An 11,930-nucleotide genomic window follows, 5' to 3' on the forward strand; every position below is an offset into this window, starting at 1 on the left:
TTTCAGTAAAAGTGAATGGCCAAAGTATAAAAGCAATTTGAAGTCGATTACAGCATTTTGTGTCCATAACTCTATAATTATAAGATGATTAGATTAACTTTCGATTGAATTTCCCCGGACAGTAGTGCAATTGCATGAGTTCTTGATACTCTAGCGCGCACCAACACCTTCTCCATCCCCGCTATAGTGGAATGTAAATTAGAACGGTATGCTCCAAAGAGCCACCATTTTGCTTTTACACTTATATTCCATAAATTTTTCGGTTCGTATTGCATTCTTTCCGGCTTCACCTTCTCTTCCACAACCGCCAAGCAATCCGGGTAATCCGCCGCTACCGGGCTATCCCAATCTTCCGGTGCGGTTTCCCGATTCAGCGGCCAGTCGAAGAAATTGATTACCCAACGGTTGGGGGATTGATCGGGGCGGGAGTTGAGGTCTTCGCCATTGAGATAGGGGAACAACACGTCTTTGTTTTTGGAATCTTTGTCGATCAAGGCTTGCGCTTCTTCGGGAGTCAAGACGAAGCCCATACCGAGAACTATCGAACCTTGAAAGGATTTATTGGCGTTGGCGGCCAGGCGGTAAGGCTTGCCGCTCGCTTTGCCGGGCTTGGTCAAAAAGGCGGTGATGCCGAGTTGCGGTTTTTCGTCCAAAACAAATTGATTTTTCCATAGCCCTTTTCGCGCCCAAACATGCGCCACTTCCAGGTTCGCCTCCCCCGGCCATTTGCGGCTGGGAATAGCGCGATGGATGACGCAACCCTGTTCCGCCAATTGCTCCAAACCCACCTCGCGGGTATCTCCCTGGGCAATAGTGTTGGTGGCCAGCAAACCGAATCCGCCTTGATTTCGCAATAAACTATTAGCCCGTAAAAAGAAATAGGCGCATAGATCGGCGCTGCCCTTCTTTCCAGCGGCGAGACAATCGATCAGGTAATTGCGGTAATCGGTTCCCAATTCGCCGGTGATCTTTTGCCCGCCCATAAACGGCGGATTGCCGACAATGGCGTCGAATCCGCCATTGGGACGCAGGAAGACTTCGGGAAACTCCACCGGCCAATGGAAGGGATGGCGGGAAGAGATTTCCGCAGGAGCGCGGCGCAGCAACAGTTCCTGAGCCAAGCGCCGCAAGGTTTTCATATTCAGTTCATAGTCAGGATCGTCATGATGGATTAATACATTGTAGATATGATCCAAAATCAGGTTGCGCTCCTGCAAATACTCTTCCGGCGGAGCGCCCTTGCGTTTGGCGGCGTTGCCGTCGGCGCAGGCGATAGCGGCTCCCGCCGTCAAATCCCCCACCAGCCGGATAAATTGGGTCGCCTGATCCGCTTCCCGTAAAAGCGACTCTTTCCGCTGTTGATCGGCGCTGTCATTGACAATGTAAGATTCCAATTGATTTCGCTTATCGTTGGCGATGCGAAAGGCTTGTTTGGCCGTATCCGAAGAGAACCAAAAGAAATCCTGAACGCTTTTTTGCAGCGATTCGTCCGGCTTGATATGAACATGATCGATTTGGAGGGCGTCCACCGTACTCAATAGCGAATCTCCGCCTTTAAAGGCGTGATCGAGAAAGGTGAACGGACGGTTCTTGTCCATCGTAATCAGCCAGAGAGAAAGTTTCGCCATCTCCACCGCCAGCGGATTTTTATCCACTCCATAAAGGCATTTCTCCGCCACCAGCCGCCGGGCTAGAATGGTTTGCTCTTCTTCCTGCTCGGGAATCAACCGCTCGCCGATTCTCCCGCTGGCCGGATCGGCGTAAGGAACGGTCAAGGCGAGCTCAAGGCCTTTCGCCTGAGCGTCGAGTTTCGCTTCCGCCCATTGCTGCATGATGGCGTCCGCCAAAAAGCGGCAAGTCTGCACCAGAAACGCCCCCGATCCCATCGCCATGTCGCAGATTTTTAAATCGAGGATTTCTTGAAAACTCAAGCGACAGCTCTTTTCCTTCGATTTCCCTTCCGCCATTTCTGGGTAGAGGATCGGTTCCAAGGCGTGTTGAACGATAGATTCCGTGAGCGAACGAGGAGTGTAATGGGTTCCAGTGCTGCGGCGGGTGGTTCCCTGAGTTACGTATAGGCTGCCTTGAGGAATGACGACGGGATAGCCGAAACTGTCGTCCCGCACCAGTTGCGCCAAGGGGAGCGCTCGCTTGAACAACGCCTCATCGTTGTCGCATGCGCTGCGCAACCGATCTCGGCGCAGCGCGTCCGGCTGCGCCTCCAAATCGTTTTTCAAGGCTTTTTCGCTGCGCCCCGTCTCTTGTTTCAGAAACTGCAATATCTCAGATTCGCTCTTGGCCAGGAGCCGCTCCAACTGCGATAGTTCGATTTCCGGCTCGTCTCCTTCCTTGCCCTTCAAACTTACAACCGGTTCCTCCGCCCGCTTGGCGGTATGATCCAGCATCCCTTCATAGACATGGCCGATCTGCTCGATATCCAGCGCCCGAAACGACAAACGCCGGGGTTCCGCCGGTCCGCCGCCGGGAACCTTCACCCGCAGAATTTGCAGCGATTCGAGCAGATGAAGCGCCGTGCGGTTATCGACGGGAAGCGGTTTCGCCGGTTCGTCCCGCCAATGCGTTCCCTCCGCCCGGCCTTCAAGGAAGGGATAACGGTCGGGATTGAATAAATCCCCGCCGTAAGCGGGCAAGTTCAACCGGTCGTGCTGAATGCCGCCGTGTACGGCCCGGAAGATCGAGAGCAACCGGCTCCAAGCGTCCCGGCGGCGCTCCAAAATCTCCTCGCCGTTGTGGTCGGCGGTTTCCCGCAATTGTTCCTGTAAGGTGGAGACGGCGTAATTCCGGCTATAGAGTTCGTCGTCGAGAGGGAACAATCTGCGCTCTTCGGCGCAAAACAAAAAAACCAGCCGCATCATCACCGTCAGCGCCGCATTGTAGATTTCCGTTTCGGGAATCCCCTTGAAGAGCGTTCGATGCGAATCCCGGTCCGCCCGGTCCAGAGATTGAACCAACATCTCCACCGCCCGGCGAACCTGCATTCCCAACTGCTCGTTAACTTCCTGTTGATTGCGGGCGCTCTCCGCGAACAACGCCGCCAGAACGTCATTCTCCGATACGGAGAAGAAGCGGGAAACGCCCAGCAAACCTGGAAAGCGCGGAAAGTCGCAATCTCTTCCAGCCAGAGGTAAGCGTACCAGCGGATATAGCTGGCGGTTTCGCCGACTTTGGCGTGAACCAGCATCCATTCCTCGCCGTTGGTTAGAAGGCCAAGCGGACAATCCACTCCATGCAGCAATTCCATCATGCGGGTTGCTGGTGAAGCCTGCCATCGCTTGTTGGGAATGACTTTTTCCAGAGATTGATGGGGAGAGCAATAATTCGCCAGCAGGAGGGGGCGTTGATGATCCGGATGAATGACGGCGAAATCCGGCCGCAGCGTTTCCCCCCATTCCGGCAAAGGCGAACATAGATTTTGCAACGCTGGCCCTTGCGCCAAAACCTCGCTTGGCAGTTCCAGAATTTGCGTCATGACGTACTTGATCCAAGCGGAATGGATGGCGGGATCGTCTTTTTCCGCGAGCCAATCTTCATAGGTAAGCCGAAGGTCTTTGTATTGTTCCGGTTTGTGGGCGTCCAGTCCTTGCGGAAACGTCCTCATCAAGACTGGCATCGATAAAAACGGCCCCGATATATCCAAGAGCGAAATCCATTTGGCATGGTGACGGGCGATGGACATGGAGCAATCCTTAAAAACGAGTTATCGCGCCATTTTTTCCGGCGCTAAAAAGGTGACGGCGATCGGAAACAATTTGGGAGACGGTTCGGAGAAGCGTTGGCGGATCATTTCGGCTTCCCGTTCGATTTCGCCGGGGATCTGCTGGAGACGCGAACGAAGCTTCTCTACATCCTGTTTATATTGATCGATCTCCAATAAATCCCAAAATGTTTGTTGGGCGTCAGGATTCAATTCGTTCAATTCTTTTTGGATGCTGTTTTTCAATTCCGTCAAATTGGCGGTCATATCGGAGATTTCTTTGTCGGCGCGTTCTTGAATCAGCTTTTGCAAACCTTCCATGCGTTCTTTCATTCGGGCTTCCAGCGCCGCGATTAACGATCCTTTATGCGCAGGCCATAATTCGGCTAAGCGTTGTTTGATGGACGCTGGAGCTTCTTGCGGCAAGGCCGACAGGATCGCGTTTTTGGTTTCTTCCACTTTCAGACGGTTAAATCGTCCCTCTTTCAAAATCCCGCCAGCCAGAATGATTTCTTCATGCAAGCGGCGGTTGTCGTTGCCGATAATCAGCAATCGGGCGTGCGCTATCATGGCCGGAGTAGCAAGAATATGACTAGGAACCAATCGAGCCGTCACCCGATAAAGATGCTTCTCGTTCGTAGACCAGACTTCCGCCCGCAACAAACGCAAGCACATTTGAACCAGCCGGTGATTCAAATGACACAGAACCACATCATCCCGGCCTTCGATCAGAGTATGGTCAAACGTAATAGGGCGAATATCGCCGGAATGCGGATGAGCCAAACCCTGAGAACATAGGCTCCAACTGCCTTGGAATTGGGGAAGATAAAAAACCGGGCAGCGCGTCCTCCTTCCCGCCGGATCGTGCCATACGCCGGATAGTTGGGCTTCCATCAACGAAGGTTGACCCGCCAGTTTCAAACCCACTTCAACGACATGCTGAATATTTTCGGGGGAATAGCGGAAAGCGCATTTTGTCTCTTCTATCTGATCCATGAATTTCTTAATCTGTTCTTGAAGGTTGCGTTCCAGTTTTAAAATTCGGTTGGCGTTTTTTGCGCTCTCTTCCGCCGACTGCGTATCCAGCTGGTTGCGCTTTCCCAACATGGCTTCTTCCACCTGCTGGGCAATGACCGGCCCCACTTTTCCTAAATCCGTGCGGATTTGATTCACTTTCCGGGCGGTGCGCATCAAAAACTCCAGATCGGCTTCCAGATCGCCAACATTCAGGCTGGAAATCTCGGAATGCGATTGATACCCCTTACTCACAAAATGGTAAATCAACACTTCATTAGCGCGTTGGCCGTGCCGGTCGATGCGCCCGTTGCGCTGCTCCATGCGGTTGGGATTCCAGGGGATTTCGAAATGAATCAATTTATTGCAGCAATTTTGCAGGTCGATTCCTTCGGAAGCCGAATCGGTAGCCAGCAATATACGGACATCGCTTTGCGCGGGACTGGCCTGGAAAGCGGCCTTGATCTGTTCGCGAGAATCCGTATCCAATCCTCCATACAAAGTTAAAAGACGGCTGCCTTGCGTAAGACCTTCTCCCGCCAACAGATTGTGCAGCCATTTCTGCGTATCGCGAAACTCGGTAAATAAGATGACCCGTTCATTTGACCATTTACCGCTGGGTTTGAGCGTTTTCAATAACCAGCGAATCAATTCCTGCGTCTTGCAATCGGGCCGTCGAACGGCGTCATCCGCCCAATCGCGCATCCGTTTCAAATAATGCTTTTCTTCCTGAGTAAGATCATGAAAGAGCCTTGTTGTTGTCTCTATGGCATCCGTTTCCGATTCATCGTATTGGGCGTCGTCCGAGTAGGCTTCTTCCATGCGCTCCACCATCTGCTGCAGCCTATTAAGAGTGGGCGGAGAAATGGCGTGAGATTTTTTCCGTTGCGCAGTCCGTAAAGACTCTTCATGCTTCCTAAGCGTCGATTGAAAAGCGGCAATCGATGAAAAGAGGCGTTTTTTTAAGAGTTTTAAAACAAATTCCGCCGCAAAGGTCTCTTCATGAGTTTGAGTATTTTTCAATCGAGATTTTGTATACTTGTGGAGGATCGCATGGATTTCTTTTTCTTCCTGGCTGTATTCGACTTCAAGGGGAATCAATTTTCTCATTGGAAACCGGGGAGTTCCATCCCATTTTTTCGGCAATTCCGATTTCAATCTTCGAACCATAATCGAAGCGAGTTGTTTGGGATTGGGATCAATTCTCCGCGAGAAACGTTGGTTGTCCAGCAGTTCCAACAAAGCGGAAAAACTCTCGGTATAACCGTTGTGAGGCGTCGCCGTGAGAAACAGTTTATGTTCGAAATGAGGAACCAAGCGGCGAATCGTATGAGTCCTCCGAGAATCGACGGCATAGTGATTCCGGCCAGAAGGAGCGATATTGTGAGCTTCATCCACAATCAACATATCGAAGCGGCGGGGAAATATCGGCTCGCCTGCGCCAGGTAGTACCTCCATGAATTGCCTTAACGTTCGATCTTGCTTGAGATAATCGATCGAAGTTATCAACCGGGGGAAATGAGACCAAGGATTTACGCGCAACCCGCGCTTCCTTCTCAAATGGCGTATCAATTCTCGATCTACGATTCGAAACTCCAATCCAAATTTGTCTCTCATTTGGTCATGCCATTGGACCTGTAGGGAAGCGGGACAAACGATTAATACCGTTCGCACTCTGTGCCGAATAATTAGCTCTTGAACCACCAGACCAGATTCAATCGTTTTTCCAAGTCCCACATCGTCGGCGATCAATAAATTCACCCGCGGCATTCGGATAGCCCTGATTAAAGGATCCAATTGATAATCTTCGATCTCGATTCCGCTGCGAAAGGGAGATTGCAAAGAACGAATATCGGCGGTTGAGGAGGCTCCCCAAGCGACGGCGTCGAGAAACGCATCTAGGAGGGAAGGATCGTCAAAGCCGATTGGATCGGGAAGAGACGCTTCCTCGCGAATGCAAGCGCCCGGTTCAATCTCCCAAATCACCTGAAGTTCCTCGCCCAGCGAATCGTCTTCAATCGAAGAGAGGGATACCAAGTGTTGGGATTTCGAAAAGTGGGTAGAAGGCGCAATTAGAGAGGGAAGACTCGATTTGAGAACATCCAAAACCGCATAAGGCCGTTCTCTGAGATTAACGATTTGGCCGATTTCCGGCGCGTTGCTATAAGTGCTCGTCATTTTCCGATCCGATTCGAATGATTGTTAACCGAACTCCCCTCAATAAACAAGTACGCATCTTCAAGCAATCTACTCTTTTTCATACATAAAAACAGGAGCAGCCTTGAGTCAACTGCCCCTGTGTTTCCTTAACTTTCTTTTATCCATTAAAATCCTTCCACTGATAATTTAAGCCAGGTGTACGAATCGATGCTCGTCGGCGGGGCGGGCTTGTAGTATTGGCCTTGGTTGTCCAGATACGTCACGTTGCCCAAAGCGTCTACGGCTTGGAAGAAAAACTCCAGGCTTGGCTTATAGGCTAATTGGGCTTGCCATTCTTTGGGATTGGCGTTGGACTTCTTCATATCCGCCGCTTTCCATTCGCTCTCGCCATCCGTCCATAGCAGAACCAGTCGGTACAACGCATCTCCGTTTTTATCCCAGCCTTGGATGCTGGCTTGTACTTCGTTATCCGTTTTGAGGATCGGTTCTAACAAGGTTGGAGCGATGGCGTCCGTCTTTTCTCCCGTGTAATAGGTGCTGTATTTCACTTCCGTATACAATCGTTCGGTTTTCTTGTCGTCGTTGTATTGACCGGCGATAAAGACGAATTTTTGCAGTGGCGGAGTGTTGCCTTGCTGCGGGATCGTGTTCACCGTAAAGGGAATGGCCGGGAAATACCCGTTCTTATCGAATACGCCTTCATTCACATTCTCATCGCCCCACGCTCCGCCTTCTATAACGGGGTCGAAATTCGATAGCGTAACGTACTTCGCCGATTCCAGCACCGCGCCTTTGGGGAAGAAACTCTCCGCTCCGGTATAGAAGCCTATTCTTGGCTGGATCGGTTCGTTGACGTTCGTTTGCGTGACTCCATTAAAGGCGTAATAGCGTCCGGCGCCGGTTTGGTTTTCCTTCATGTAGTTGTCTTCCAATGCGGCTCCCAACTGCACTTGGAACAGGCTTCCGGTTACGGCTTTCGGCTCCACTTTCATCGGCTTCATGGCGAAGGGGCTTTGGTAGGTTTTTTCGGAAAGTGGATTGACTTTGCCTTGTTCGCTGGATGTTACCCGGAACATAGGTAGCCCGTACAATATCAATCCCGACAGCACCTTTGCATCGTCGCTGATGTTTTGTTTTACTTCCTCTAGGCTGAGGTTGGAATCCGCTAAGCCGTTGCTTTCGTTCAACCAGTATTCGCGCTTGGCTTTCTGGTAGGCTTCCCCTACGGTCATGGAGGCTGTACCTGAGATTAGCGCATCAATGAAACGCAATCCCAGCAATTCCGTGAAACCGATGCTTTCCAAACTTGATCCCGCGAAGGCGGTGGTTCCTAAATAGGTTCCGACTCCAGTTTTCATAAAGACATCGGTGAAATTGTCGTATTCTTTTGAGGGATTGGCGATACGGCGGTCAAGATTCAATCCGCCGTGGCCTCCCCAGTTTAGTACTATGGAACCTAGCATCGTATCGAGGTAGGTTTTTGCCGATTTCGCCGATAAGGGCGATATCATCTTGGTTCGATAAATCTTGTCGTGGGTTCCATGCAATCCGAGCAAATTAATGGGATTGTTCACCTTTATGGCGTCAACCAGTTCGAATAGGTCATCCCCATCGGGCAATCGATTCACGCGCCCCAGATCGGATGTTAAAATCTGCGCCGCTAAATCCGCTCCGTTCTTATAGGAATCGCTGCCCGCCACCAGCGCTTTGTCGAAATCGATCTGGCCGTTGTTAGTAAGGTAAGCATCGATCATGGCGCTCATCTCTTCCGGCGTCTCTACTAACCTTCCCACTAACAAATCGTTGGGCAAGTATAGTTCCTTTTCCAAGTCGGATTTCATCCACGACGGGGTGGAATCCGCATAGTAATCGTCCGTCAAAAGCCGGTCTTGGCGCAACGATATAGACAATGGATGCGTTTGATCCAGTTTTTTGTAATAATTGAATTCGCTGTTATTGGTTCGAGACTGGTTTTCTACGCGGTAAAATGGAATAGCAGCGTCCGAACCTATGATGACGAGATATTTTACCTTGGCGAATTTCTGCTCGATGCGCTTGCCCCCGATAATCGCCTTGATGTCTTCCGATACAGCGTTCGCCATGCGAATGTTATCCTGCCCTTCCGTTTTGGTTCCTAAATACATCAGATTGCTGTCCGCATCCCATGCTTTGTACTTGTCGCGCAGGGATGTGAATTGATCGAGGTCGATGATCTCGCCGCGCACGGTTTCATGGGAAAGCAATAGGCTTAGTTTGTTCCATAATGCAGTTGCGCGATCTTGGCCGAACAAATCTTTAAGCCGATTGCGAGAGATTACGAGGAGGGTGAGGATGTCTTCCGGCTTGGGCGTAGGCGAAAAAGTCGGCGTTGGCGTATTAGCCAGCATGGCCGGGGGCGCGTGTTCGACAACATCTTCATCGAGCGGCTGTGGCGCAGCGTGAAATACGAGGAGGTCTATTTGAAAGAATACGAAAGCGTGCGGGACTGCGAGAGGAATCTGGGCGAATATTTTCGGTTTTACAACGAAGAACGTCCCCATCAATCGCTGGGCTACGAGACCCCGCAGGAAGTGTATGCGAGTGGACATCGGCAAGCGGCGTAAAAAGATTGTTGAAGAAAGGAGAAGCCAACGGGACGCAGAAAAAGGAAAATTCGAGGGTGGGCAACTCCAGTCGGCCTACGGCCTCCTTCCGTTGCCCACCCTCGAATTCAGGCCAAACAGGACTTCAGGCATTCATGAAGGCGCAAGCGGAATTCCACCACTTTTTCCCGTTTTTCTGTCTTGACAATGGGGTACACTTTAGATTCCATAAGATTCGGTTCCGATCCAAATCATACCGGTATAATCTTCCCGAATGGCGCGAACGATTTCATCATGCATTCCTATCGAAGAATCCGGTTCTTGGGGATAATTCCTAAACGATTGCGTTTCGGGAATAAAGCGGCTGAATGGTCCTTTATCAGCAACCCAATTTCCTATCCAGAGATTTCCTAAATGATCCTCGAAAAGTGAAATCACTGTATTGCATGGAAGACTATCGGGATCGGAAGGATCGTGGACATACTGCGCGATCATACGACCGGTTTTCGGATCGAAATGATTCAATCCACCTCCATTCGTCCCCATCCAGATCGTCCCATCTCGACTGGCGCAGAGAGCATATACTCGGTTTTCATTAAGGCTGGTAGGGTCTTTGGGATTATTTCTGATATATTGAAATTGTTCTTGATTGCCGTCGTAACGGCAAACTCCATCGCCCATGGTTCCGATCCATAAGATTCCATTGTCGTCTTGGTAGATATCCAGGACGGTCTTAATGACGGCGTTCGGATCGGTTTTGCACACCAATTTAATCGGCCGGAATTGCTCGGTCTTCGGATCGAAAACGCATAGACCTCCATCCCAGGTCCCGATCCATAACTCCCCCTTTCCATTTGGCTGGATGCAACTGACGATGTTGCTGGGAAGGCTGTTGGGATCGGCGGGATCGCGGGAGTAGTTCCGATACGTTCCCTTCGAAGGATCTAACCGGTAGAGTCCATGCCCCCAAGTTCCAAACCAAACCATTCCGGACGCATCGACAAACAAGGAGAGAACATCGGGATAAGTATCATTTGGAGCCTTGATTTTGAAATGCTGGAACGTTTGCGTGTCCGGATCGAATCGTTCCAACCAACTATTCCCAACGGGGCCAATCCAAATTTTCCCGGATGGGTCCTCGGCGAGACGTTCCAACTTATCAATTCCCAATGAATTTGGATCGTTCGGATCGTGGCGGAAGGAGTAAAACGCTTCTCGAACTGGATCAAAAAGAATCAATCCTCCCGATGCGGTGGCCAACCAATATCTTCCTTTTCGGTCTTTTAAAATGTCGTTGATATAGTGGCTGCTTAAGCTGATGGGATTCTTGGGATCGTGGAAATAGCGCTTAAAAGTTCCATTCTTGGGATCAAAGCGATTCAGTCCTTCTTCGGATCCGATCCAAAAAATACCATTATCGTCCTCAAGCAGGGAAAATAATTCGTTATTAGAAAGAGAATTGGGATTTTGGGCGTGGTTCCGATAAATGACGCATTCGTAGCCGTTGAATTTGACCAAACCCCGATCGGTTAGAAACCACATGAATCCGGTTTTGTCTTTATGAATTTTTCGAATTTGATTGCTGGATAAGCCATCATCCATGGTAAGTCTGTCCACATACAATACCGAGGGAAAAGGGGAATCGGAGTAGGCTTGCAAAACAATGGAAAACATGCAGAAGAGAAACAATTGAGCGGTCCATCTTGAATGAAGAGCAAAATTATCAAAAATCCCAAGAGTAATTGGTTCTATTTTAGTAAAATCCATTCGCTTCTCCTTAAGCCGGGATTTCTCATTTAAAACGGGGAGATAAACCCACGTTCATGATTCTCAACCGATTTTCTCATGACAAACTGGATCGAATCAAGCATCCATTCCAGAAAATTATCCGTTCCGCGGCTATAAAACCGTATTTGGCTTTCTGTAATCAAAAAACTGCGCCGCTATCGACTCCATCATACGCCGTTTGTCTCTTATGGCGTTCAAAAATAATCATTTCATGGTCCGAAAGATTTATAAAAATGCCCCATAAACCAAGGCCAAACTGTTTTTTTTCAATTTATGGAATTGTTTCCTCTCCACGAGTTTCTTCTCGGCGATTTGATTTATTGCGGGTCTTCTTGCAAAGCTCGCCCAACGTTGTCAAAATTGCTATCAGACCGATCGGTTTCCAGCGACGTTCATGCGCCTCGGGAGATTGAGGCGCAACCGTCGAATCGGAACGCGTCGATCAATTCTTACACTCAGGAAGTCCTTGCCATGAACTGCAGACTCATCGCCTCTTTCGCGCTTACACTTCTATTCCTCTGTAACATCAGTCGTGCTCAAAAGCTGACGAAGCGGCAAAAAGTCTGCGTCAAAAACTGGAAAATTCACCTTTGCAAGGGGGATTTGGCTTGAAAAAAGCGTTGGGTTGCGCTATACTTAACTTATGTAAATACAATGTATAAGGTTGAGCA

The 11,930-nt window shown here is 49.9% G+C and carries 5 protein-coding genes and 1 pseudogene; 1 reads left to right on the plus strand and 5 read right to left on the minus strand.

Features of this window, described 5'->3' with window-relative positions:
- Positions 1-77: 77 nt before the first annotated feature.
- The 4 genes from AB1656_06230 to AB1656_06245 all read right to left on the minus strand — a co-directional run bounded on the left by AB1656_06230 (position 78) and on the right by AB1656_06245 (position 9,276).
- The gene (locus tag AB1656_06230) at positions 78-2,999 is read right to left on the minus strand and encodes a DNA methyltransferase (GenBank protein MEW6234966.1); all 2,922 of its coding nucleotides are present in this window, start codon (positions 2,997-2,999) and stop codon (positions 78-80) included.
- Entirely contained in the window at positions 2,882-3,697 is an 816-nt protein-coding gene (locus tag AB1656_06235; GenBank protein MEW6234967.1) for a hypothetical protein, read from the minus strand. The genes AB1656_06230 and AB1656_06235 overlap by 118 nt, the downstream gene beginning before the upstream one ends.
- 21 nt (positions 3,698-3,718) lie before the next feature.
- Positions 3,719-6,907, minus strand: a complete 3,189-nt coding sequence (gene drmD / locus AB1656_06240) for a DISARM system SNF2-like helicase DrmD (GenBank protein ID MEW6234968.1) — start codon at positions 6,905-6,907, stop codon at positions 3,719-3,721.
- 146 nt (positions 6,908-7,053) lie between these two features.
- The gene (locus AB1656_06245; protein MEW6234969.1) at positions 7,054-9,276 is read right to left on the minus strand and encodes a hypothetical protein; all 2,223 of its coding nucleotides are present in this window, start codon (positions 9,274-9,276) and stop codon (positions 7,054-7,056) included.
- Between AB1656_06245 and AB1656_06250 the strand changes: the two are divergent.
- Positions 9,265-9,492, plus strand: a pseudogene (locus AB1656_06250) (integrase core domain-containing protein). The gene AB1656_06245 and the pseudogene AB1656_06250 overlap by 12 nt on opposite strands.
- A gap of 198 nt (positions 9,493-9,690) precedes the next feature.
- Here the strand turns inward: AB1656_06250 and AB1656_06255 are convergent.
- Positions 9,691-11,238 carry a two-component regulator propeller domain-containing protein gene (locus tag AB1656_06255; GenBank protein MEW6234970.1) on the minus strand — a complete coding sequence of 516 codons (1,548 nt, stop codon included), beginning with the start codon at positions 11,236-11,238 and terminating at the stop codon, positions 9,691-9,693.
- Positions 11,239-11,930: the final 692 nt, after the last annotated feature.

The sequence above is a fragment of the Candidatus Omnitrophota bacterium genome (assembly GCA_040755155.1).
In the GTDB taxonomy this organism is placed as follows: Bacteria; Hinthialibacterota; Hinthialibacteria; order Hinthialibacterales; family Hinthialibacteraceae; genus JBFMBP01.

Coding starts and splice junctions, on each gene's coding strand:
- AB1656_06230 (MEW6234966.1), bottom strand. CDS start 2,999: ATGCAGGTTCGCCGGGCGGTGGAGATGTTGGTTCAATCTCTGGACCGG.
- AB1656_06235 (MEW6234967.1), bottom strand. CDS start 3,697: ATGTCCATCGCCCGTCACCATGCCAAATGGATTTCGCTCTTGGATATA.
- drmD (MEW6234968.1), bottom strand. CDS start 6,907: ATGACGAGCACTTATAGCAACGCGCCGGAAATCGGCCAAATCGTTAAT.
- AB1656_06245 (MEW6234969.1), bottom strand. CDS start 9,276: ATGCTGGCTAATACGCCAACGCCGACTTTTTCGCCTACGCCCAAGCCG.
- AB1656_06255 (MEW6234970.1), bottom strand. CDS start 11,238: ATGGATTTTACTAAAATAGAACCAATTACTCTTGGGATTTTTGATAAT.